22 protein-coding genes are annotated in these 22046 nt (G+C 68.2%); 5 read left to right on the plus strand and 17 right to left on the minus strand.

Annotation, left to right across the window (positions count from 1 at the left end):
- The first annotated feature begins 73 nt into the window (after positions 1–73).
- On the plus strand, positions 74–208 hold the full coding sequence (locus tag ACHFGS_RS06470; RefSeq protein WP_394278155.1) for a hypothetical protein: 135 nt from the start codon (positions 74–76) through the stop codon (positions 206–208).
- Positions 209–313: 105 nt separating this feature from the next.
- Here the strand turns inward: ACHFGS_RS06470 and ACHFGS_RS06475 are convergent, their stop codons facing one another.
- The 9 genes from ACHFGS_RS06475 to ACHFGS_RS06515 all read right to left on the minus strand — a co-directional run bounded on the left by ACHFGS_RS06475 (position 314) and on the right by ACHFGS_RS06515 (position 8268).
- Positions 314–1765, minus strand: coding sequence for a peptidoglycan DD-metalloendopeptidase family protein (locus ACHFGS_RS06475; protein ID WP_394278154.1), 1452 nt, complete (start codon positions 1763–1765; stop codon positions 314–316).
- Positions 1762–2703, minus strand: a complete 942-nt coding sequence (locus ACHFGS_RS06480) for a cytochrome c oxidase assembly protein (RefSeq protein WP_394278156.1) — start codon at positions 2701–2703, stop codon at positions 1762–1764. The genes ACHFGS_RS06475 and ACHFGS_RS06480 overlap by 4 nt, the downstream gene beginning before the upstream one ends.
- Before the next feature lie 115 nt (positions 2704–2818).
- Positions 2819–3154 carry a DUF6804 family protein gene (locus ACHFGS_RS06485; RefSeq protein WP_394278153.1) on the minus strand — a complete coding sequence of 112 codons (336 nt, stop codon included), beginning with the start codon at positions 3152–3154 and terminating at the stop codon, positions 2819–2821.
- Positions 3151–3639: a signal peptidase II gene (locus tag ACHFGS_RS06490; protein ID WP_394278152.1), complete on the minus strand. Its 489-nt coding sequence runs from the start codon at positions 3637–3639 to the stop codon at positions 3151–3153. Before ACHFGS_RS06490 ends, ACHFGS_RS06485 begins: the two co-directional genes overlap by 4 nt.
- Before the next feature lie 407 nt (positions 3640–4046).
- Positions 4047–4958: a cation diffusion facilitator family transporter gene (locus ACHFGS_RS06495; RefSeq protein WP_394278151.1), complete on the minus strand. Its 912-nt coding sequence runs from the start codon at positions 4956–4958 to the stop codon at positions 4047–4049.
- A gap of 694 nt (positions 4959–5652) precedes the next feature.
- Positions 5653–6615, minus strand: coding sequence for an IS3 family transposase (locus ACHFGS_RS06500; protein WP_394289290.1), 963 nt, complete (start codon positions 6613–6615; stop codon positions 5653–5655).
- Positions 6616–6873: 258 nt separating this feature from the next.
- Positions 6874–7536: a hypothetical protein gene (locus tag ACHFGS_RS06505; RefSeq protein WP_394278149.1), complete on the minus strand. Its 663-nt coding sequence runs from the start codon at positions 7534–7536 to the stop codon at positions 6874–6876.
- A 61-nt stretch (positions 7537–7597) separates the two neighbouring features.
- On the minus strand, positions 7598–7804 hold the full coding sequence (locus ACHFGS_RS06510; protein ID WP_394278148.1) for a helix-turn-helix domain-containing protein: 207 nt from the start codon (positions 7802–7804) through the stop codon (positions 7598–7600).
- Complete coding sequence (locus ACHFGS_RS06515) at positions 7804–8268, minus strand: DUF2975 domain-containing protein (RefSeq protein WP_394289291.1); 465 nt, start codon at positions 8266–8268, stop codon at positions 7804–7806. The genes ACHFGS_RS06510 and ACHFGS_RS06515 overlap by 1 nt, the downstream gene beginning before the upstream one ends.
- Positions 8269–8357: 89 nt before the next feature.
- Between ACHFGS_RS06515 and ACHFGS_RS06520 the strand changes: the two genes are divergently transcribed.
- The gene (locus ACHFGS_RS06520; RefSeq protein ID WP_394278146.1) at positions 8358–9290 is read left to right on the plus strand and encodes an AEC family transporter; all 933 of its coding nucleotides are present in this window, start codon (positions 8358–8360) and stop codon (positions 9288–9290) included.
- A gap of 12 nt (positions 9291–9302) precedes the next feature.
- Here the strand turns inward: ACHFGS_RS06520 and ACHFGS_RS06525 are convergent, their stop codons facing one another.
- Positions 9303–11273 (minus strand): S9 family peptidase, encoded by a 1971-nt coding sequence (locus tag ACHFGS_RS06525; RefSeq protein WP_394289292.1) that lies wholly within the window; start codon positions 11271–11273, stop codon positions 9303–9305.
- Positions 11274–11275: 2 nt separating this feature from the next.
- Positions 11276–12037, minus strand: a complete 762-nt coding sequence (locus ACHFGS_RS06530) for an SDR family oxidoreductase (protein WP_394278144.1) — start codon at positions 12035–12037, stop codon at positions 11276–11278.
- Positions 12038–12168: 131 nt separating this feature from the next.
- On the opposite strand from ACHFGS_RS06530, the gene ACHFGS_RS06535 reads away from it, so the two are divergent.
- Positions 12169–12963: a glycerophosphodiester phosphodiesterase family protein gene (locus ACHFGS_RS06535; protein ID WP_394279667.1), complete on the plus strand. Its 795-nt coding sequence runs from the start codon at positions 12169–12171 to the stop codon at positions 12961–12963.
- A 120-nt stretch (positions 12964–13083) separates the two neighbouring features.
- A complete protein-coding gene (locus ACHFGS_RS06540) occupies positions 13084–13446 on the plus strand; it encodes an RNA polymerase-binding protein RbpA (protein ID WP_184217566.1) in 363 nt (120 codons plus the stop codon).
- A gap of 4 nt (positions 13447–13450) precedes the next feature.
- Here ACHFGS_RS06540 and lnt read toward each other — a convergent pair whose 3' ends face one another.
- Genes lnt through ACHFGS_RS06570 form a run of 6 tightly spaced genes read right to left on the minus strand, consistent with a single transcriptional unit; the run spans position 13451 to position 19341 of the window.
- Positions 13451–15016, minus strand: coding sequence for an apolipoprotein N-acyltransferase (gene lnt / locus ACHFGS_RS06545; RefSeq protein ID WP_394279668.1), 1566 nt, complete (start codon positions 15014–15016; stop codon positions 13451–13453).
- A 23-nt stretch (positions 15017–15039) separates the two neighbouring features.
- Positions 15040–15591, minus strand: a complete 552-nt coding sequence (locus ACHFGS_RS06550) for a gamma carbonic anhydrase family protein (protein ID WP_394279669.1) — start codon at positions 15589–15591, stop codon at positions 15040–15042.
- Between the two features lie 34 nt (positions 15592–15625).
- Positions 15626–17128, minus strand: coding sequence for an amidohydrolase family protein (locus ACHFGS_RS06555; protein WP_394279670.1), 1503 nt, complete (start codon positions 17126–17128; stop codon positions 15626–15628).
- Positions 17125–17778, minus strand: a complete 654-nt coding sequence (locus tag ACHFGS_RS06560; protein WP_394279671.1) for an FMN-binding negative transcriptional regulator — start codon at positions 17776–17778, stop codon at positions 17125–17127. Before ACHFGS_RS06560 ends, ACHFGS_RS06555 begins: the two co-directional genes overlap by 4 nt.
- A 37-nt stretch (positions 17779–17815) precedes the next feature.
- Entirely contained in the window at positions 17816–18805 is a 990-nt protein-coding gene (locus tag ACHFGS_RS06565; protein ID WP_394289293.1) for an Fpg/Nei family DNA glycosylase, read from the minus strand.
- Positions 18805–19341, minus strand: a complete 537-nt coding sequence (locus tag ACHFGS_RS06570) for a ribose-5-phosphate isomerase (protein ID WP_394279673.1) — start codon at positions 19339–19341, stop codon at positions 18805–18807. Before ACHFGS_RS06570 ends, ACHFGS_RS06565 begins: the two co-directional genes overlap by 1 nt.
- 124 nt (positions 19342–19465) lie before the next feature.
- Here ACHFGS_RS06570 and pepN point away from each other — a divergent pair, with 124 nt between their 5' ends.
- The gene (gene pepN, locus ACHFGS_RS06575; protein ID WP_394279674.1) at positions 19466–22006 is read left to right on the plus strand and encodes an aminopeptidase N; all 2541 of its coding nucleotides are present in this window, start codon (positions 19466–19468) and stop codon (positions 22004–22006) included.
- Positions 22007–22046 lie beyond the last annotated feature (40 nt).

Below are 22046 nucleotides of genomic sequence, written 5' to 3' on the forward strand. Positions count from 1 at the left end.
GACTGGTCAAGAGCCATCGTGCGTCGTGTCTTTCTGTGAGTAGCTTTAGTCGGTTCTCACTGACCATCGCACGATGGCTCACCACGTCAACGACGTGACACCCAGCACCGAGAACTACACCACCCCAGGGGACGCCACCCGCTGGGAGGCTGGCCTGCCCGAACCGGCAGGCGCGTGGCACCATCACGCGACTGCCGCGGGCCGTTGAGGGTGAACGTCCCGCCTACCGTCACCGGATCGGTGCGGTAGCTGGCGCGGAGAACGGCGTTGCGAGGCGTCGCTTCCGCGGGGCTGTGTGTGCGGAGGTGAGGCATCAGAGACCGACTCCGCGAGCCCGGAGAAAGGCGGCGGGGTCGACTCGCACTCCCCCGATGTACACCTCGAAATGAAGGTGACATCCCGTCGAGGCACCGGTGGTGCCGGCGTAGGCGATCACCTGACCGGCGCGCACGCTTTGTCCGTAACTGACGTTGTATCCACCGTTGAGGATGTGTGCGTAGGCGGTGACGGTGCCGTCACGATGCTGGATTTTGACGTAGTTTCCCCACGACCCGCTCCAGCCGGCGAAGATCACTGTGCCTGCTGCTGCTGCATACAGGGGTGCGCCGCAGCCGGCGGAAAAGTCGAGTCCGCGGTGGCCGCTGGAGGTGCAGTACCCATTTCGGCAGATGGTGCCGCGGGAGCCGAAGGGGGACGTTACCCCGCCGTGCGCGGGCCGCACCCAGCCGGAGGAGTTTGGTTGGCCGCCTGCGGAGCTGCCATCATTACTGCTCCCGGTGGAAGGGTTCCCGGACCCGCTGTTTCCGCCGGCCGCTGTTTGTTGGCGGCGTCTCTCTTCCTCTTTGAGTCGGCGTTCTTCTTCTTCGCGGGCGCGGCGGGCGGCTTCCTCCCGGGCCTTCCGTCGTGCTGCTTCCCGTCGCTTACGTTCCGCCTCGACTCCGGCCTGGTATCCGGCGATGGTCGTCGCGGTGGTGTCCTGCAGGGCAGCGAGCTGCGCCTCCAAGGTCAGCCGATGCTCGTTCTGCGCGTTGAGAGCTGCCTGTGCTGCCTGTGCTGCCTGACGGGCTGTTTCCATCCGTTGCTCCGCGTCAGTTTTCAACCTGTTGCGTTCGTCCCGGGCGATCTTGGCCTGGTCGGTGAGGTTTTGGGCGCTATCTCGTGCCCCAACGGCCTCCGCATACACATTGCGGTTGGCGTCGACGAGCTTGTCCACCGCCCCGAGCTGTCCGAGGAGATCGTCGGCGTCACCGGTGGAGTCTGAAAAGAAGAGTTCCAGGGTGGGGTCGCTTTTCCCGTTGCGATACTGCAGCGCGGCAAGGTCTCCAAGTTTCGCTGCGGCCCCTTGCGCGCGGAGCGTCTCCGCGTCAGCTTGAGCCTGCAGGCTTTCGGCGCGATCGACCGCGTCTTCGTACGCTTCCAGGGCCAACACGTACTCCTGGCCGAGCCGTTCCGCATCTGCCTGTTTTGTGACAACGTCGTTCTCGAGAGAGCGGATGAGGCCCTCGATCCGGGTGATCTCGGCGCCCTTTGCGGACTGATTGTTCCGAGCTCGTTGCACGTCATCCCATGACGGGTACTTTGCTGCGAGTGCGGGGCTTGCAGCGCCGAGCGTGACAGACCCGACCACTACGCCCAGTGCGGCAAGCCCGACGACACCGCGGCGGCTGATAGTGGGCGAGAATGCGCGGAGCTCTGTGGCGGATGGTGCGCACCCGCACTCAACATCCGGGAGCGGTTCGGGATCTCGCGGTGTGGGCACGTTCATCGGGCGTCCTTTTGGCTGAGGGCAGTGAGGTAGGCGTTGTAGGCGTCCAGGTCGGCGTGTCCGTGAGCGTCCGCGTACCGGTCTGCCTGAACGGCGCGTTGCGTGTCGTGGCGGAACCAGCGATGCACGACATAGATCAGCATGAGAAGGGTTGGGCCCTCGCCGTACGACCAGGCCAGCGCACCGGCCAGCCATTGGTCATCGAGGGGGTCGATGCCATATGCGGTGGTGGGAGCGGCGAAACGTTCGACTAGGAGCGTCGTGCTCATCATCAGGAACACTCCGAAGAAGGCGTGTAACGCCGCTTCCGCGAACAGATCCAGAGCTTTGCCGGCATGCGAGATTCGCAGGGGTAGCGGGTCGGCCGAGAGGATTGGCACGGTAAAGAGGACTCCGATGCTCAGGAACGCAGCATCGAGCAACTGGTGGCCGCCGGGAACGGTGAGGATCGGGTCGGCAAGTTTTGCGAGGTACAGCCCGTAGAAGGCGAGCAGGTGCAACGGCACGGCTAAGGCTGGGCTGAGCGCGAGGCGGCCAGCTTTGCTGCGTAAACCCGCGTGCGCGAATCGCAGCGCGGGGATACCCAAGCCGCGGTGTGGTGTCGCGCGGAGCAGCAGCGTTCCGGGCGAACCCAGAATGAGCAGCGGAGGGACGGTGAACATCAGCGTCAGCTGCTGAAACATCAACACCGAAAACAGTGCGTAGCTGTAGTTCTCGACGCCCAGGCCGGTAATCACAGCGAGGATCACACATCCCGACAGGAACGACGCGGTCCTTGCGACCGACCATCGTCTTCCTTGCCGCCAAAGCCGGATCGCTCCGGCTAGGTACGCGCCCGCAAGTGCGGCGGCAAGCACCGGCAGCAGTGGGAACGGCTGCGGGTGGGGTGTGAGGAACGCCAGAAGGGACGGCGGAGCGTCGGGGATCCACTCGCCCATCACGGAGACTCCAACATCCACGCCCACAGTCGCGCGCATCTCCCCCGTTCGACGTGGCCGCGAGACGGTTCGTCAGGGTGTGCGGTACCGGCGCGCGCCGGGTGGGTGGGGCTTTTCACGGGCGACGGACTTTGATCAGCGAACCCGCGATGAGGAACGCGACCGCTGCTGTCGGTTGCGCGGCGGACCATACCGGCCCGGTGAAGGGGAACGGGAAGATCGGGTTCCAGAGCACGACGATCGCCGCGAGTATGGGGATCCACCACCATTGTCGAGCCTGGAACGCGAACCATGCCGCGATGGCCGCGAGGATGGCGACCACGAAACGAATGATGACGAACCAGTCGCTTCCCATCAATGCCGGAGCAAGAAACAGCACCGCGGCGGCGATGAGGGCGGGCGCCAGCGCGTTGCGCTGATAGGTGGAGGGAGTGCGCTGCTTTTTGATCATGCCTCTTGCTCGTTCACTGTCGAGGTACGGAGTTCGTCTTCGGGCGGCGAGGATGGTCGGCGACGTTGCCGCTGCCGCCACAGGGTGAAGAGGAGAACGGCGCCGCCGGCGCCGAGCGCGATGTCGGCAAGGTTGCCTATGAAGAGATCTCCGTAGGCCAGGAAGTCGATGACGTAACCGCGGCCAAAGGCGGGATAGAAGAACAATCGGTCGATCAGGTTGCCGACCGCTCCGCCAAGGACGAGCCCGATCCCGAGTGCCCAGCCGGGGGTTCGGGATCGCACTGCTGCGATGGCCAGCGCTGCCGTCGCGACGACACCAAGCAGCGTCAGCAACCACGTCACGTCTGATCCGAGTGATAGGAGAGCGCCGGGGTTGAATGCCAGTTGCAGGCCGAGCAGGTCTCCGAGGAGAGGAACGCGCTGGGTCGGGCTCAGAGCGCTAAGAGCGTTCGCCTTGGTTGCTTGGTCGATGAGGACAGTCACCCCGGCGGTCGTGAACGCGAGAGCAACATGCCGCAGCCTTTCAGCGCGCACGTGATCGCTCCGCTCGCTGCTGCAGCTCGGCACGATCCCGACGGCGCCGTTCCCGGCCCATCATCAGCACAACGATCAAGCACCCACCAAGGAGCGCGACACCGCTGACCAGGCCCACCAACGGCAGCACCTGTCCGGTTGTACTGGGCTCGTTGTGGGTGTCCTCAGCGGGAGCCGGGGCGGGGGGTGTGCTCGGGGTCGGCTCAGCGTCGGCCGCCGCGGTTGGTGTCGCGGTCGCCGACGGCGACGCACTGAGAAACTCCGAACCATCCGCGGCCGCAGCGGCAGTTATCGGGGCGGACGAGACCGCGACCGCCAAAACGAACACGGCGGGGGTGAGCCAGTGGGGGTACCTCTCAGGCATGGGTGCTGTGCTCTCCAACGTGGGACTGCGGTTCGATTTGGAAGGTCGAGTGCTCGATGCTGATCGGGAAGTGGTCGCTCACACACGTTTGCAACGACCGCAGCAAACGCGCGGACTCCTCGCCACTGAGGCCGTTGTTGACGACCACGTGGGCCGTGAGCGTAGGCAGATCGGTTGACACTTGGGATGCGTGCAGATCGTGGACAGCGACCACCTGCGGTAGCTCCAGAAGGTGCCGTCTCACTTCCGTCAGGTCCAACCCGGGAGGCGTCGACTCCAAGAGAACGCTGCCGGCAGTGCGGAGCAGGATCAGTGTCCGAGGCACAATCAGCAGCGCGATCAAGATGCCTGCCACCGCGTCGGCCTGATACCACCCGAATGCGGTGATCGCGATCGCACTAGCAATCACACCAACCGACCCCAACGCGTCGTTGAGAACCTCAAGGAACGCCGCCCGCATGTTGAGGTTCTTCTTGCGGCCACTCAGTAACACCAGCAGCGACGCGACGTTGGCCACGAGGCCGACAACACCGAAGAACAGCAACGCTCCCGAAGAGATCTCGGGCGGCTCGAAAAGTCTGCGAATTCCTTCCACCAGCGCGAACAGCCCCACCCCGAGGAGCAAAGCTGCCTGGGTCAGGGCCCCAAGAATTTCAGCCCGGCGGAGGCCCCAGGTATGGCGGTCGGTTGGCGCGCGGTTCATCAGGTGCGCAGCGGTGACAGCCAATCCCAGACCGATCACGTCGGTCAGCATGTGCGCCGCGTCGATAAGCAGAGCCAGGCTGCCCGTGATGATCGACCCCACCACCTCGATCACGAACACCGACGTTGTGATCGCGAACGCGATCAGTAGACGCCTCCGTGGCGTCCCCTCAGCAGTTCCATGGCTGTGGTCTGACCCCATGAGTCCATTCCTCTCGCGGTGATGATGATGTGCCGTGCATGCGCGCAGCCAGATGAGCGCACGGCGCGATGGTGAGCCGCGGGCAGCGCCGAAAGGGTCGACAGCCCCCTCGAGGAGGCGCATACCGTCCGTGCGATGGGTCTCGCCCAGCGAGCCCGGACGTTCGCCGGCTACGCGGCTGCAGCCACGCTCGAATTCGCGCGACGCAAAGCAGCGCCGTCGACGGGTGTGGAACCCGCTCGGCGCGTGGCTTCAACACGCTAAACACGCGTCGTAGTGACGGAAACGGGCGCCGCCGGTCAACAAGCGACAACGTTCGACGCAGCCACGCGACCGCGATCAAACAGCAGACGACACCGAAGATGCAGCCTCCCACCGTCGCCGCCACGACTTCAGCGGTGGTCGAGGACACCGCCTGATCATCAGGAGCAGACGAGACCGAATCAGCTATCGATACCAAGGTGCCGGCAGAACCGTCAGCGTTGTCAACGTGGGATATCGCCAGAACGCCGGTTAGGAGAAACACGGCGATAAATATGGCCGTAATGAGTTTCGTTATCGGCCAGGCGGACGATGTCGCTGCTGACGCAGGTGTCAACGGCATCCCGACCATGGCGGGGAAACTATACCAACCAGGCCTCTCATCAGTCCGCACCGGCAGGGGCGTGAGGAACGAAATGGTGACAGGTGTGGTTTAGGCCGCGAGTGTGAGCGGCTCGGCTAGCTTCGCTTCGAACTCGATGGGCGTCAAGCCGCCTAGGGTGTCCTGGGCGCGCTGGCGGTGGTACTTTCGCTCGATCCAGACGACGATCGCGAGTCGCAGCTCCTGCCGTGTGTCCCAGCGCTGCTGGTTGAGCACGTTCGTTTGAAGAAGCGACCAGAAGCTCTCCATGGCCGCGTTGTCCCCGGCGGCGCCGACGCGGCCCATCGATCCGACCATGTCGTGACGGCGCAGCTCGCGGGCCATCGCCCGGCTGCGGAACTGGCTACCCCTATCGGCATGCAGGATGCATCCGGCGACCTCACCGCGGCGCGCGACGGCGTTTCGGACGGCGTCGACGGCGAGCTTCGCGGTCATCCGGTCCGAGATCGAATAGCCGACGATTCGGTTGGAGAACACGTCCTTGATCGCGCAGCAATAGAGCTTGCCCTCGCTCGTCCAATGCTCCGTGATATCCGTGAGCCAGAGCCGGTTCGGCGCGTCAGCGCGGAACACCCGCTGGACGTGGTCGTCGAACACGGGCGGGCCAGCCTTCTTGCCCTTCCCGCGCCGGCGGCGTTGCGCGGAGGAGAGGATCCCGGCCTGCGAGCACAGCTTCCACGCCGTCCGCCGGCTCATCCGCCACCCCGCCCGCCTGGCTTCGTCGGCGAGGTATCGGTAGCCGAACGTCGGGTCGTCGTGGTGCGCGTCGTGGAGCGCGTTGATCCGATACGCGCGGAGCACGTCCGCGTCCCGAATCGGGTCGCCTCTCCACCGGTAGTAGGGCTGGCGGGCGAGCTTGAGGACCCGGCACGACACCGTCACGGGAATTCCCGCATCGGCGAGCTCGGAAACGAGCGGGTTCTTGTAGGCGCGGAGCTTCACTTTGTGCTCCTTCACCTGCTTCCTCAAACTTCGAATCGACTTCTTGACCTGCGTGGAGCGGTTGCGGCGCATGTGTCACATTGAAAACTTGTCGCATCGAACCACCTCGATGCGACGAGTATGGCCCTTATGGGTGCCCGGAGGAAGTGCTTGCCGTTGTCAAGTGCGCTGGCAAGGTTCGGGGGATTGTCATGTCTCCTGGCGCAAATGACACATACGGTGGCAACGGGCACTTCGGCAGGGGAGAACGCCGCCGATGAAGTCGAGCTGACATAATGTGCATTATCGGAGCTTTTCGCAGGAGCGGAAGTGAGAAGGGGTCCATGCTCATCACAGTGGGCGGATCGTGAAGGTCGCCGTGACGAATCCCTCGTCACCGTGGACGGTGATCGCGGCGGTGACCCGTGCGCCGTTGTACTCGCGTTCGCTCAGCGCCGCCTGCTGAAGTCCGGTGTCGTCCGACGGGCGCTCCATGTCGCTTCGCAGACTCTCGAGCTCTTCCGCGCTGAATCCCCACTCGGATGCCACGTCGATGACCTCGGCGAAGGATCCGGTCCAGGTGCCGTCGTTGTCGGTGGAGATCTCCACGGCGCTGAGCCGGCCGTCGCTCGTCTCCAGGGTGATCGACCGCACGAGGTCGATGTCGATGACGCCGTCGACGCCGAGCAGGATCGCCTGAACCGGCACGATCGGCTCGATGCGTCTCGTTCCGTCTTCAGGGAGCCCGAGTGCGTCAGCCGGCTCCGATCCGTCACGCACCTCGATCTTCACGAAGCCGTCCCGGGTCAGGTAGTCGACGCCTGTCTGCGTGAACATCGACATCCCGCGCGGTGACGTCTGGTCGGCCGACGCGATCGGCTCGTCGTCGGCCCACCAGGAGCCCTGGATCAGGTTCGCAGCGACGATGAACCCCACACAGATCAGCCCCACGATGCCGATCGGGATCCACGACAGGATTCGCCGCCGGCGGCGCTGGTGTGCGGGTGAGCTCATCGTTCCATCCTCCCCTACGACGCTGCCGACGAGATCGACGAGGGACGTCCGAGCGACGGTGTCACGGGCGTTCCCATCGAAGGAGGTCGGCGGGCTGGCACTCCAGCGCTTCGCAGAGGGCCTCCAGGGTGGTGAACCTCACCGCCTTCGCGCGACCGTTCTTGAGGACCGCGAGATTCGCCGGAGTGATGCCGACACGCTCCGCCAGTGCACTGACCGACATCTTCCGGCGCGCGAGCATCACGTCGATGTCCACCACGATGGGCATCAGACGACCTCAGCCAGCTCAGAGCGCATCTCGATCGCCTGACGAAGCAGGGCCCGCATGACGACGATGATCAGTGCGACGCCGGCGATCGCGAGCGCGAGCCCGTACACGATCCCGACGAGTCCCGGCGCAGCGTCGCCAGGTACCAGCAGTGTCGCGAGGACCGCGGTCAGGACGGATGCCACGAGGGCGGCTCCGATGATCACGTCGACGGGACGGAACGCCCGTGCGGAGAAGACAGAGCCTGCAGACACCATCGTCAGCAGCCGCCACACGCACGCGGCGACCAGCTGCATGCACGCGATCCAGCCCACACAGGCCACGACCACCGTCAGGCGGACTGCCGGCGACACCTCACGCAGGTCGGCCCACACGGTCGGGATGACCGCCGTCTGGACCACCACTCCCCCCGCGACGGCCAGAATGAGGACGGCTTTCACCGCGCCGATCGTCAACCTGCTCATGAGAATGCCTTTCGATCTAAATCTATCGAAAAACGATAGCCTATGCGCACGATGTCGGCAAGGATGCGGCGGGCCCTAGGCTCGGGGGCGTGTTGGATGTGCTCACCGGTTTCGTCGTGATCGGTGTTGCGATCGCCATCGGCTGGATCATCGGGCGGATCGATCTCCTCGGCCCCGGCGGCGGGCAGGTTTTGGGCCGGCTCACCTTCTTCGTCCTCAGCCCGTTCCTGCTCTTCGTCGTCCTGTCCGAGGCGGACATCGGGACCCTGTTCTCGGCGCTGCTGCCGGTCTCGGCGATTGCGGCCCTCGCCATGTTCGCGGTGTATGTGCCGATCGCCCGCATGATCTGGCGCCGTGGTGCCGGCGAGACGCTCATCGGCGCGCTCGCGGCCGGTCAGGTGAACTCGAACAACATCGGCATCCCGCTGTCGCTGTACGTGCTCGGTAGTGCGGCGTTCCCCGCACCGGTGATCCTCTTTCAACTGCTCATCCTCACCCCCGTCACGATGGCGATCTTCGAGGGGATCGCGAGCGGCACCACTCGCCGCCCGTGGCCGATCCTCACGCGCACACTGAGCAACCCGATCGTCATCGGGTCCGCCCTCGGCACGCTGGTCGCGGCCGTCGGTCTGGAGCTGCCGCCGATCGTCACGGATCCGATGCACCTGATCGCGGATGCCGCAGTGCCGGTCCTCCTGATCAGCTACGGCATCTCGTTGCACGGCACGAGGGTGCTCGGACAGTCCGCCCGGCGCCGCGACATCCTCCTCGCGAGCGGATTGAAGCTGATCGCGATGCCGATCGTCGCGTGGGTCGTGGCGCGCTTCGCCTTCGGCCTTCCCGCCGAGGACGTCCTCGTCGTCACCGTGCTCGCGGCGCTGCCGACCGCTCAGAACGTCTTCAACTATGCGCAGCGGTACCGCACCGCCGAGGTGATCGCCCGCGACACCGTCTTCCTGACGACGATCGCCTGCATCCCGGTGCTGTTTCTCATCGTCCTCCTACTGGGGCCGACGGGCTGACGCGGCGGAGCGTCAGCGTGCGACGGGAAGGTGGCGAGCCCACCAGTCGAGCACGGCGTCCAGACGCTCGAGGCGGTGCCGCGGCTGACCTGACCGGGTGAGCTCGTGGTCCTCCCCCGGGAAGATCAGCATCTCGGCGGGAGTGCCCTGTCGCTTCAGCGCCGAGTAGTACCTCGTCGCCTGCTCGAGCGGGCACCGGAAATCGAGCTCGGAGTGCACGACGAAGGTGGGCGTCCGCACACGGTCGACGACCGCCATGGGGCTCTGCGCGGCAACCTGGGCCGGGTCCTCCCCCACGTATTCGATGCCGAAGAAGGATCCGATGTCGCTGGTCCCGGCGAACGAGATCGGGTCGAGGAAGCCGCGCTCGACGATCGCCGCGGCGAAGCGGCTGTCGTGCGCGATCGTCCACGCGGTCAGGTACCCGCCGTAAGAGCCGCCCATGATCCCCACGCGCGACCCGTCCAGCCGGTCATCGTGTGCGATGGCGCCGTCGAGGAAATCGAGGACGTCGTTCATGTCCAGCGTCCCCATTTGGTGGCGGATGCTGCGTCCGTGGGCACGCCCGTAGCCGGCGCTCCCTCTTGGGTTGCAGTACGCGACGGCGTACCCGGCGGAAACGAGGGTCTGCACCTCATCGAACAGGTGTATGCCGTACTGGGCATACGGGCCGCCGTGGATCATCAGGATGACCGGGTGCGGTCCCTCACCCGCGGGTGAGGCGAGCCAGCCGTGGACGGGATAGCCGTCCCGCCCGACGACATCAAGCTCCTCGGGCGTCACGACGCCCAAGGCACGAGCCGCGGCGCCGAAATCCGTGACCGCGCCAACACCGACGAGTTCCAATTCGCCGAGCGAGCCGCTGCGCGCGACGGAGGCGACGATGACGTCGCCGGCCGCGGCGTGTCCGGAGACCTCTGCATCGCCGCCGAGGACGACCTCGAGTCGGCTGTCTAGGGTGACCCGGGCGAGATGGACGCGGCCGCGCGTCCGGACATGGACCAGGAATGCGTCACCCACCGCGGTGACATGCGACCCGACCTCGCCGAGGTCGACCGTCTCGGGGTCGGTGAGCGGGCGGGCGCTGCCGCCGTCGACGATCCACAAGGCGACGCCGGGGGCGACGAAGTCAGTGCCGCTCTCCCCCACCGAGGAGGCAAGAACCGCGACGGTGCCGTCGGGCGCGACCGTCAGGTCGGAAACGGAGAGCCGCTCGTCGGTCGAGAGCACGTCTCGGACGGCGCCGCCGTCGACCGAGACAGCGATGACGCGGGAGGACAGGTCACGCGCATCGAGCTCGATCTGGTCGGGAACGGTGAGCACCTCGCGGCCGTCGGGGGTGAACACGACCCCGCTGTGCGATGCGGCCCCGTCGGTGAGCTGGACGGCGTCGCTCCGAACCAGGCGTGCGTCGGGACGGATCCCCACGGCCGGGGCCGGCGCGTAGAGCGGTTCGCCCGCGGCATCCGGGGCATCGATCACGAACAGGTGCGCCGGGCGGTCTGCGGTGTAGCCGAGCCCGTTCGCGTGCCAGCGGATGCCGGTGATGTGACGTGGCGACTCGGCCGCGGCATCCAGCCCTTCGACGCTGCCGTACCGGCCCTCTTCGACGACGCGGGAGAGATAGGCCAGCCGCGTGCCGTCGGGCGACCAGGCGAACGCGGAGACGCCGCCGGGTGCGTCGGTCGCGGGGACCGGTTCGCCGCCGTCGGCCGGCATCACGTGGATCTGGGGCTTGCTCTTCGCATCGGCGCGGAGGAACGCGATGGCGGTCCCGTCCGGCGAGAACGCGGGCGATGAGTCGGCGACCCCCTGCGTGAGCCGGCGTGACGCGCCGTCGGCAAGAGTCGTGCGCCACAGCTGCCCGACGTTGCGGTTCGCGGTGACATCGGGGCGGGAGGTCGCGAAGACGGCGGTGGTGCCTGAAGGATCCAGCGTGGGCCGCCCGACGGTGACGAGGGTCTGGATGTCGTGGGGACGCATGCTCAGGCCTCGAACGAGCTGATGTCGCCGATCAGGCGCGTGTTGTCTGCGGGAACCGGGTCGACGACGGCGAGGGCGACCTCCGCGGCGAACTCCGACACGTTGTAGAGCTTTCCGGCGCTCTCACGGCGTGCCTGGATCGCGCCGGGGTTGGCGCGCTCGAGCAGCGTCGCGGTGATGGTGCCCTCGATCATGTCGCCCGACACGACGACGAAGTCGACGCCGGCCTCGGTCAGTGCCGGGATCCGTTCGCGCAGTGCGTCCTCTCCGGCACGCTTCGAGCGGGCGACCGGCTCGTACTCGGGCATCGTGGGGGTGGTCTCGATGAAGTGCGCCTGGTGGCTCGTGACGAAGACGACACGCCCGCCGCGCGGAAGCAGCGGCATGGCCGTCTCCAGCACGCGTACCTGGGCGTCGCGGTTGAGGGTGAGGGCGTAGTCGGCCGCCATGCCGCCCTCCATGCCGCCGGAGGCGTTCAGCACGAGGATGTCGAGGCCGCCGAAGCGCTCCTCCACCGCGGTGAACATGGCCGTGACGGATGCCGCGTCGGTGAGGTCCGCGCCTACGGTGAGCACCTCCACGCCGAGCTCACGGAGCTCCGTGGCGAGCTTCTCGGCACGGGGCGCCTTGTTGCGGAAGTTGATGATGACGTTCGCCCCGGCCTGCGCGAGATAGCGCGCCGTGTCGGCCCCGATTCCCCGAGACGATCCCGTGACCAGAGCGGTCTTCCCCGAAAGCGAACCGGACGGAAGGGGCTGCGACATCTGTGCTCCTGGAGGTGTGAGGCGGCGTTCAGGAGCTTGCGCCCCGACCTTCCGACCCTACCAACGGCGGCGTCCGAGGAGGGGGTGGGTGGTTGGTACAGTGCCGAGGACGGTGTCCGGAGGGAGTGACGATGGCGGAGCCGACGAGGGTCTGCCCCCACCCGTGGTTCGCGGGGCAGGAACGGCCTCGGATCCTCGCCCACCGGGGCTTCGTCCCGGCGGATGCCGAGGGTGTCGCGGAGAACTCCGTCGCCGCCCTCGCCGCGGCACGCGGCACCGGCACGGTGTACCTCGAGTCGGACTGCCATCTCACGTCGGACGGCGTCGTCGTGCTCTTCCACGACGACGACCTGAAGCGCGTGGCGAGTGATCCGCGCCCGGTGGCCGACGTCACCGCTCGCGAGCTCTCGACGGTCATGTCCACGCGCGGCGGCCTCGCCGTTCTCTCCGAGGTGCTGAGCGCATTCCCCGACGCCCGCTTCAACCTGGACGTGAAGGCCGCGGGCGCCGCGGAGCAGGTCGGCCGCATCGTCGCCAAGCACGCGGACCGGGTCCTTCTCACGAGCTTCTCGGATGACCGTCGACGGGCGGCGCTCGAAGCGGCCCGCACGCGGGGCGGCGAGCCCGCCACCTCTGCCGGCACCGGCACGATGACGCGCATCGTCGCGGCGGCCCGTGTGGGGGTGCCGCGCTTCGCGTCGACGGCGCTCTCCGGCGTCGATGCGCTGCAGGTTCCGGAACGTCATCGCGGCATTCGGATCGTGACCCCGCGTCTGCTGCGCGCGGCCCACGACGCGGGCGTGGAGGTCCACGTCTGGACGATCAACGACCCGGCGCGCATGCGTTATCTCCTCGACATGGGAGTCGACGGGATCGTCACCGACGACGCCCACACCGGGATGCGCGTGGCGGCCGGGAAGTCATGACCGGAGCGCAATAACCCGGGGGTCTGGACATCGGCTGTGAACACCGGCCCGAAGGTCGACGTTCGGATGAACTCCACAGGTGAGTTCGTTATACCTGAAGGTTGACGAGAGGACCACACAATGGCAGATCGCAGCCTTCGCGGCATGCGTCTCGGCGCTTCGAGCCTACAGAGCGAAGAGGGCGTCGTATTCGTAGAGCGCACCAACCACACGTACGTCTGCACGCAGTGCGAGCGTGACACGGTCATGACCTTCGCGGCCGATGCCGAGGTCCCCGAGGCCTGGGAGTGCCGCACGTGCGGCGCCGAAGCGCTTCGTCGTATCGGCGACACCGTCGCCGAGGTCGACCACTCCGGCGACAAGGCCGCCCGTACCCACTGGGACATGCTGCTCGAGCGCCGCACCGTCCCCGAGCTCGAAGAGCTCCTCGAGGAGCGCCTCGCGCTTCTTCGGGAACGTCGTGGCGAGCGCCTGAGCGCCTGACCCTTCACACCTGAGCGGCGCCGTCCTTCGCGGGCGGCGCCGCTTTCGTGTGCCGTCTGGCCCGCACGAGGATGCCGCACAGCGCCAGGGTCGGCAGGGCGAGCCAGCCCAGGAGCCACTGCACGGCCGGGCCGAGGACGACGCCGGCGGTGAGGCCTGAGCGCAACGGCACGTCGACGAGGAGCGCACCGCTCGTGTCCGCCGCCAGCGCGTCGATCACGGAGCCGTCGGGCGCGATCACCTGACTGGTGCCCACCGTCGAGATGTTGACGACCGACCTCCCGGTCTCGATGGCACGCATCCGTGCGAAGCCGAGCTGCTGGAGGTTCTCGTCGGTGCCACGGAAGTCCGCGTTGTTGGTCTGGAACATGTACACCTGGGCGCCCTCGTTCGCGCCGTCCCAGATCACGTCGTCGTAGATGACGTCGAAGCAGATCGCGAGACCGACGCCGACGCCGTCGACGTCGAAGAACGGGGCGTTCGTGCCGGGGGTGTACTCGCGCTGGATGCGCCCGATGAGGTCGGGCGCGAGCGCCTCGAAGAACCACCGGTCGGGGACGTACTCCCCCATCGGCACGGGGTTCGCCTTGTCGTGGATGGCGAGCGGTCCGTCGGCCCCGGCGCGCCACAGCAGCGACGTGTTGTAGATGTGCTCGCCCCGCTCCGTCGCACCGTTCACGATGAGGGGCGCGTCCAGCTCCTCCGACAGATCATCGAGCGCGCGTCCGACCGAGCGATTGCCGATCGGGTCGGCATCGATGCCGCCCTCAGGCCACAGCAGCACGTCGAGATCCTCGCCGATCAGCGGCGCGGTGCCGTCGAGCTGCGCCTGGAAGACGGCGTAGGGCTCGCGTTCGTCGAAGTAGCCCGAGGGTCCGTTGCCCTGCACCGCTCCGACGCGCATCGACCCGGCATCCACCGTCGGGAACTGCGGGATCAGCACGAGCACCAGCGCACCGATGACGGCGGGGAGGGCGAGCGTCGAGTGCAGCCACACCCGCATCCGGACGGCCTCAATGCCCGCGGCGGTCACGAACACCATCGCGAAGGAGAGTCCACTGACCCCCAGCCACGAGCTGAGCTCCGCCAGCGGGCTCTCCGACTGGCTCATCCCGAGGCGCCCCCAGGGAAAGCCCGTGTACGGCCACGAGCCGAGAAACTGCTCCCGCGCGGTCCAGGCGGCCGCGACCAGCGCCGGAAGGGCCAGCACCCGTCCCCAGGCACCCGGGAGCAGCTGCGGCAGCCAGCGATACGCGAGCGTGAGGAACGCCGCGGCGACCGCACTCAGCACGGTCTCGACACCGGCGAGGGCGAACCACGGCACGGGACCGAGGTAGCGGGTGATCCACTCGATGTGGAGCAGGTAGAAGGATGCCGCGAAGGCGGCCCCCACGAGCATCGATCCCCCGATCGACCGGCCGATGAGGGTGAGAAGCGACAGGGCGACGCCGACGAACGCCAGCGGCCAGAGGCCGACGTCGGGGAAGGCGAGATCGAGCACGGCTCCGCCGGCGACCGCGACCGGAATCGCCCACCACATCGACAGCAGCGGACGGACGGGCTCGGGCATCCTCCGAGCATCCCCCAGTCGTCTTATGAATCAGCTGGACACGAGTCGGTCGCCTCGGAGTGCGCGGTCACGTGCGCGAGGTACACGGCCGCGTTGCGGAGCAGCCCCGCGCGCTCGTCGTCCGTGAGGGCCCGGCGCACCTTCGCCGGCACGCCGGCGACGAGCGAACCGTCGGGCACGACGGTGCCCTCGAGGACCACCGCTCCCCCGGCGATGAGGCATCCGGCGCCGATGACCGCGCCGGAGAGAACGACGCTGCCCATCCCGATCAGCGATCCGTCGCCGATGCGGCATCCGTGCACGACGGCGTTGTGACCGACCGACACGTCGTCGCCGATGTCCACCGGGTGCGCGGCGTCGACGTGCACAGACACGTTGTCCTGGAGGTTGCTGCGCGCGCCGACGCGGATGGGCGCGCTGTCGCCCCGCAGGACCGCGTTGTACCAGACGCTCGCCTGCTCGCCCAGTTCGACCGCCCCCACGAGGCGCGCACCGGATGCGACGAACGCCGAGTTCGGGATCCGGGGGCGCGCTCCGGCGACGGTGAGGACGGCGGCATCCGTGGCGATGGTCATGGGGCGTACCTCTCTGTCGGGTGTCGAGGGGCGATCAGGCGCCGATGTGGGTCAGTCGTCCGGCCAGCAGTGTCGCGTGGGCGCGGGTTGCTCGGAGGCGTGCGTCGTCGGAGGCGAGCGGATCTCGGTCGATCAGCGCCAGGTCGGCCACCATGCCCGGCTCGAGGGCGCTGCCCGTCGAGGTGCCGCCGGCGGTCGAAGCCGCCAAGGCCGTCGCCGCATCGAGGGCCTGGTGCGGCTGCCAGGGCGCACGGCCGCCGCGGGTACGGTGGACGGCCGCGGCCATGGCGGCCCACGGATCCAGGGGTGATACCGGCGCGTCCGAGCCGAAGAGGAGCGTCGCCCCGGAATCGGCCAGCGCGCGCAGTGGATAGGGCTGCGCCGTCTGGTCCGCCCAGATGGTGTCGGTCAGGTCGCGGTCGTCCACCGCGTGCTCGGGCTGCACGCTCGCGGCCACGCCGAGGCGGGCGAATCGGGGGATGTCGGCGTGAGCGACCAGCTGCGCGTGCTCGATGCTGCCCGACGCGCCGGTCAGCGCGAAGGCGTCGAGGGCGTGCGAGTTGGCGACGTCGCCGATCGCGTGGATCGCGCAGTGGATCCCCGCTCCCGTGGCGCGGGTCATCAGCTCGACCAGTTCGTCCGGGGGCACCGTCATCACACCGAAGTTCGAAGGATCGCCGGGATAGTGATGGGAGCAGGCGGCCGTGCGGGTGCCGAGTGAACCGTCGGTGATCGCCTTGAACGACCCCATTCGGACGAGGCCGGCCGGGTCCAGGGCGTCCCCGGTGGCGAGGCCCTCCGCGATGGCCCGTTCGAGCAGGGCGGGGTACACGCCGAACGACACGCGCGTCGTGTCGAAACCCGCATCGATTCGGCGTGACCACGCCTCCGCGTTCCAGGCCATGTCGAGGTCGACGACGCCGGTCACGCCACGGGATGCCGCGGTCTGCAGGGCGTCTCGCACGAGCCCGTCCGCCACGGCGGTGTCGATCAGATTCAGACGGCGCGAGATCTCGAACGCCGGCTCCTCACGGACGACGCCGTCGTCCTGGATCTCGAAGCCCTCCCGGCGGAAGGCGGCGGAGTTCATCCACACGCTGTGCACATCGGCATTGATCAGGTAGGTCGGCACGGCCCCGGTCGCGCTGTCGAGCAGGTCCGCCGAGGGGGCGTCGGGCCAGAGCGCATCGCGGAATCCGGTCCCGACGCGTCGCCCGTCGTCGAGGATGCGCGCCCGGCCCATCACGGCCGCCGCCTCCGCGGCGCTCGCGACCTCGCCGAGGGCGACGCGCTGCGCCACGAGAGCCCACTGCACCGTGTGAATGTGGTGGTCCCACAGTCCCGGCACGAGCCAGCCTCCGGTGCCGTCGAGCACACGGCCGCGCCGGGGAAGTCCCCCGGTGGGTGCGATGTCGACGATCACTCCCCCACTCAGATGCACGTCCACGGGGTCGTCGCCGAACGGGTCGATCCGGTCCGCACCGGTCAGCCTGACCCCCGAGATGACGTCGACCCCGTCGCCGCGGTCGAGGCTCATGCCTGCTCCGCCCGGGCGGCGCGCATCGCGTCGTGCGCGCGTCGCATCTCTGCGGGAAGTCGGGGGTCCGCGTACGGACTGCGGGACGACTCGAGCTGTTCGATGATGGTGTCCACCACCTCGTCCGATTTGTTCTGGCTGAGCTTTCGCTTCGCGACCACGCGGGTCGGCGTCAGCCGGAACCCGATCGTGCCCCGTTCGAGCCCCCGGACGAAGTCCGGGTCGTTGGGTGCGGTCCACATGCCTCGTGGCGACGGCATGCCGCTCTCGAACCGATCGACGAGGCGTTCCAGCACGACGAGATTCTCCTCCGGGCTGAGTATCTCCGGCACCCCGCTCAGGTGGAGGGAGACGAAGTTCCAGGTGGGGACGGCGGCGACGTCGCCGTACCACCCGGGCGAGACGTAGCCGTGAGGCCCCTGCACGACCACGAGCAGCTCCCGCTCCCCCAGCCCGTGCAGCAGGTCGTCGGGGCGCCCGACGTGACCGACGATCGTCAGGTCGTCGCGTTCCTCGTCGAGCAGGACGGCGTAGTGGGACGCCACCAATCCGGCATCCGTGCTGCTGACGAGGGTCACCCACGGGTGTGCGTCGATCAGGCGGCGGAGCTCTGCTGTGTCGGTGACGGCGAAGCTCGGGTTCTGTCTCATCGCGGGGTCCTCACGCTCGTCGGGTGGGTCGGGCGGTTCACGCCTGGCACCGCGGGCACCAGTACAGTTTCCGTGCCGACATCTCCTCGAGCACGATCTCGGTGCCGCAGACCCGGCACGGCAGGCCTGCGCGCCGGTAGACCCAGTGCCGGTCATCGCGGCTGGCCATCGCACGCCGGTAGGCCTCGGCGTCGAGCCCGTCCATGGTCATCATCTGTCCGGTCTCGACCCCGATCCCCAGAAGGACGACCCAGTCCCGCCACAGCGCACGCACGAGCTCCTCGGGCACGTCCCGCCCCGGGGTGTGCGGATTGAGGTTCGCCCGGAACAGCATCTCCGCACGGTAGACGTTCCCGACGCCGCTGACGACCTTCTGGTCCATGAGCAGCTGGCCGATCGAGGTGCCCTTCTTCCGCACCGCGGCGACGAAGCGCTCCTCCCCGTCCGCCAGATCGTCCACGAGCGGGTCCGGCCCGAGCGCGGCCACCGTCGCGAGCATCTCATCGGCGCTCTGCAGCTGGCACGCGGTCGGCCCGCGCAGATCCGCGCACGTCTGCGCGGTGAGCAGCCGCAGCCGGACCTGGCCGACGACGGCGGGCGGCCACTCCGCCTCCGAGGCTGCCAGGCCCTGCGTCTGCTCGCTCATCCGAACCGCGCCTCGCGCCTTGCGCGGCGCGCCGATCGACGCGAGGGAGTTCTCCCCCGCGTCATCGAAGACCGGGTCCGTGCCGCGCTGGTTTGTCTGCCCCATCCGACCGTTGGCCGAGGCGATCGTCGGGTCGAGCAGGATCTCGCCCGCGAAGTCCCAGGCGCCGTAGATCCCGAGGTGCACGCGCAGCCAGACGTCCTCGTCGAACTCCATGAACATCTGCTTGCCCACCGCTCGCACGCGGGTGGGGGTGCGGCCGTCGAGCACAGCGGCGCCCTCAGCGAATCTGCCTTGCGGGCTCGATGCCGCGACGGGGCGTCCGATGAAGTTTCGGTCGAACTGGCGCGCGATGCGGTGGACGGAATGACCTTCGGGCATCAGCCCGCTTCCGGGTCGAACGTCTCCGAGGCGTCGAGGACGTCGGCAGCCGCGGCGCGGGGATCCGGCTCGAGACTGCCGTCGGTCTCGTAGGCGGCCAGCTGCGAGATGCGGCGGGCGTGACGCTCCTCGCCCGTGAACGGCGTCGCGATGAAGCGGTCGATGAAGGAGACCGCCTCGTCGAAGGTGTGCTGACGCGCCCCGATCGCGATGACATTGGCGTCGTTGTGCTCGCGGGCGAGTTCAGCCGTCGCGAGGTTCCAGACGAGGGCCGCACGGATGCCGCGCACCTTGTTCGCTGCGATCTGCTCGCCGTTGCCACTGCCGCCGAACACGACGCCGAGGGCGTCGACGCCGTCTGCCTGGTCGCGGACCACGGCCTGTGCGGCGCGGATGCAGAAGGAGGGGTAGTCGTCGAGCGGGTCGTACTCCAGCGGACCGTGGTCGACGACCTCGTGTCCGGCTCCGGCGAGGTGGTGCTGCAGACGGGTCGAGAACTCCATGCCCGCGTGGTCGGTCGCGATGTGGATGCGCATGACTCGATTCTAGGGATCCCGGATCCCGCTTCCGGTCCCGTCCCGGCGTAGGCTGGGACGGTTGCCGCCGGCGCCAGCAGCGCCCGTCCGCGGCACCTTACCCTCACCCCTGGGAGACACGAACGTGCCTGGAGAGAACCTCACCCGCAGCGAGGCGCAGCAGCGTCGCGCGATCGTCGACACGCAGTCCTACGAGATCGCGCTCGATCTGACGACCGGTGACGAGGTGTTCGCCTCGCGGACGGTCGTCCGCTTCACGGCCACCGAAGGCGCCTCGACCTTCATCGACCTCATCGCGCGCACCGTGCGGACGATCACCCTCAACGGTCAGGCCGTCGACACCGCGGCCTTCGCGGACTCGCGCATCGCCCTCGAGGGCCTCGCCGCCGAGAACGAGCTCATCGTCGACGCCGACTGTGAATACACCAACACCGGCGAGGGACTGCACCGGTTCGTTGACCCCGTCGACGGCGAGGTGTACCTCTACTCGCAGTTCGAGGTGCCCGACTCCCGCCGCGTCTTCGCCGTGTTCGAGCAGCCCGACCTGAAGGCCTCGTTCCAGTTCACCGTCACCGCCCCGGCGGCGTGGAAGGTCGTCTCCAACTCCCCCACGCCCGAACCCGAGCCCGCTGGCGACGGGGTCGCGACCTGGACCTTCGAGCCCACCCCTCGGATCTCTTCGTACATCACGGCTCTGGTCGCCGGTCCTTACGAGCAGACCTTCTCCGAGCTCACGAGTGCCGACGGCCGGGTCATCCCGCTCGGGGTGTACGGGCGCAAGAGCCTCTGGCAGCACCTCGACGCCGACTACATCTTCGACAAGACCCGCGAGGGCTTCGCGTACTTCGAGTCGAAGTTCGGCGTTCCCTACCCGTTCGCCAAGTACGACCAGCTCTTCGTCCCGGAGTTCAACGCCGGCGCGATGGAGAACGCGGGCGCGGTCACCTTCACCGAGACCTACGTCTTCCGCTCGAAGGTGACCGACGCCGTCAAGGAGCGTCGTGTCGTGACGATCCTCCACGAGCTCGCCCACATGTGGTTCGGCGATCTCGTCACCATGAAGTGGTGGAACGACCTCTGGCTGAACGAGTCGTTCGCCGAGTGGGCCTCCACGATCGCGACCGCTGAGGCCACCGAGTGGACCGAGGCGTGGACGACGTTCAACGCGATGGAGAAGACCTGGGCCTACCGCCAGGACCAGCTCCCCTCCACGCACCCCGTCGTCGCGACCATCAACGACCTCGAGGACGTGCAGGTCAACTTCGACGGCATCACGTACGCCAAGGGCGGGTCCGTCCTCAAGCAGCTCGCGGCGTGGGTCGGCATCGAGCAGTTCTTCGCCGGTGTCTCCGCCTACTTCCAGAAGCACTCGTGGGGCAACACCGAGCTCAACGACCTGCTCGTCGAGCTCGAGGCCACGAGCGGCCGTGAGCTGTCGACCTGGTCGAAGAAGTGGCTCGAGACGGCGGGCGTCAACACGCTCGCCCCCGAGATCCGGGTCGGCGGCGACGGCACTATCACGCGCTTCGCCATCGTCCAGACCGCTCCGGCCGACTGCCCGACGATCCGCCCGCACCGCCTGGGCGTCGGCTTCTACACGCTGCGGGACGGCGCGCTCGTCCGCACCCACAGCGTCGAACTCGATGTCGACGGCGACCTGACCGAGGTCCCCGAGCTGAGCGGGATCGCCCAGCCCGACCTGGTGCTCCTCAACGATCAGGACCTCGCCTACGCGAAGATCCGTCTCGACGAGCGCTCACTGCAGACGGCGATCGCCCACCTCAGCGACATCGCCGACCCCCTCGCCCGCTCCCTCGTCTGGGGCGCCGCGTGGGACCAGACGCGCGACGCCGAGGCATCCGCGTCGGAGTACATCGAACTCGTGCTCCGCAACATCGGCAGCGAGACCGAGTCGACCACCGTGCGCACCACGCTGGCCCAGCTGCAGCTGACGGCGAACTCGTACCTGTCCCCCGACAAGCGCGCCGCAGCCCGCGAACGCGTCGCCGAAGGACTGTGGGAGCTCGCGCAGCAGGCGGATGCCGGAAGCGACAGCCAGCTGCAGTTCGTGACCGCCTTCGCCTCGGCCGCCGCCACCCCCGACCAGTGGAGCCGGGTCGCCGACCTCCGCTCGGGAGCGACGGCCCTCGAGGGCCTGGAGATCGACGCCGACCTGTCGTGGGCGCTGCTGGTGTCCCTCGCTGCGGGCGGGGTCGTGGGGGCGGCGGACATCGACGCGGCACTCGCCGCCGACAACACCGCGAAGGGCGGCGAGTTCGCCGCGCAGGCGCGCGCCGCGATCCCGACGGTCGCCGCCAAGCGCGAGGCCTGGGCATCGCTGGTCGAGAACACCGACCTCCCCAACACCGTCGTCCGCTCGGCCGCGGCCGGGTTCGTGCACCCCGCGAGCATGCACGTGCTCGGCGAATTCGTGTCGGACTACTTCGACATGCTGCTGCCGGTGTGGGAGTCGCGCACCTACCAGATCGCGCAATACCTGATCGTCGGCCTGTACCCCGCTCCGCTGGCGGACGCCTCGCTTCGCGATGCGACACGCGCGTGGCTCGGCGCGAACCCCGACGCCCCGGCAGCGCTGCGACGTCTCGTGCACGAGAACCTCGCCGGTGTGGAGCGTGCTCTCTCCGTCCAGGACCGCGACGCCTGATCCATCTCGCACGTCGCACCAGGGGCGCTCCTTCGGGGGC

Origin of the sequence: Microbacterium sp. (assembly GCF_043427715.1) — a bacterium.
Classification (GTDB): domain Bacteria; phylum Actinomycetota; class Actinomycetes; order Actinomycetales; family Microbacteriaceae; genus Microbacterium.

Coding starts and splice junctions, on each gene's coding strand:
- ACHFGS_RS06535 (WP_394279667.1), top strand. CDS start 12,169: ATGGCGGAGCCGACGAGGGTCTGCCCCCACCCGTGGTTCGCGGGGCAG.
- ACHFGS_RS06495 (WP_394278151.1), bottom strand. CDS start 4,958: ATGGGGTCAGACCACAGCCATGGAACTGCTGAGGGGACGCCACGGAGG.
- ACHFGS_RS06525 (WP_394289292.1), bottom strand. CDS start 11,273: ATGCGTCCCCACGACATCCAGACCCTCGTCACCGTCGGGCGGCCCACG.
- ACHFGS_RS06480 (WP_394278156.1), bottom strand. CDS start 2,703: ATGGGCGAGTGGATCCCCGACGCTCCGCCGTCCCTTCTGGCGTTCCTC.
- lnt (WP_394279668.1), bottom strand. CDS start 15,016: ATGCCCGAGCCCGTCCGTCCGCTGCTGTCGATGTGGTGGGCGATTCCG.
- ACHFGS_RS06500 (WP_394289290.1), bottom strand. CDS start 6,615: ATGCGCCGCAACCGCTCCACGCAGGTCAAGAAGTCGATTCGAAGTTTG.
- ACHFGS_RS06470 (WP_394278155.1), top strand. CDS start 74: ATGGCTCACCACGTCAACGACGTGACACCCAGCACCGAGAACTACACC.
- ACHFGS_RS06485 (WP_394278153.1), bottom strand. CDS start 3,154: ATGATCAAAAAGCAGCGCACTCCCTCCACCTATCAGCGCAACGCGCTG.
- ACHFGS_RS06570 (WP_394279673.1), bottom strand. CDS start 19,341: ATGCGCATCCACATCGCGACCGACCACGCGGGCATGGAGTTCTCGACC.
- ACHFGS_RS06505 (WP_394278149.1), bottom strand. CDS start 7,536: ATGAGCTCACCCGCACACCAGCGCCGCCGGCGGCGAATCCTGTCGTGG.
- ACHFGS_RS06555 (WP_394279670.1), bottom strand. CDS start 17,128: ATGAGCCTCGACCGCGGCGACGGGGTCGACGTCATCTCGGGGGTCAGG.
- ACHFGS_RS06475 (WP_394278154.1), bottom strand. CDS start 1,765: ATGAACGTGCCCACACCGCGAGATCCCGAACCGCTCCCGGATGTTGAG.
- ACHFGS_RS06550 (WP_394279669.1), bottom strand. CDS start 15,591: ATGACCATCGCCACGGATGCCGCCGTCCTCACCGTCGCCGGAGCGCGC.
- ACHFGS_RS06530 (WP_394278144.1), bottom strand. CDS start 12,037: ATGTCGCAGCCCCTTCCGTCCGGTTCGCTTTCGGGGAAGACCGCTCTG.
- ACHFGS_RS06565 (WP_394289293.1), bottom strand. CDS start 18,805: ATGCCCGAAGGTCATTCCGTCCACCGCATCGCGCGCCAGTTCGACCGA.
- ACHFGS_RS06515 (WP_394289291.1), bottom strand. CDS start 8,268: ATGAGCAGGTTGACGATCGGCGCGGTGAAAGCCGTCCTCATTCTGGCC.
- ACHFGS_RS06510 (WP_394278148.1), bottom strand. CDS start 7,804: ATGCCCATCGTGGTGGACATCGACGTGATGCTCGCGCGCCGGAAGATG.
- ACHFGS_RS06560 (WP_394279671.1), bottom strand. CDS start 17,778: ATGAGACAGAACCCGAGCTTCGCCGTCACCGACACAGCAGAGCTCCGC.
- ACHFGS_RS06540 (WP_184217566.1), top strand. CDS start 13,084: ATGGCAGATCGCAGCCTTCGCGGCATGCGTCTCGGCGCTTCGAGCCTA.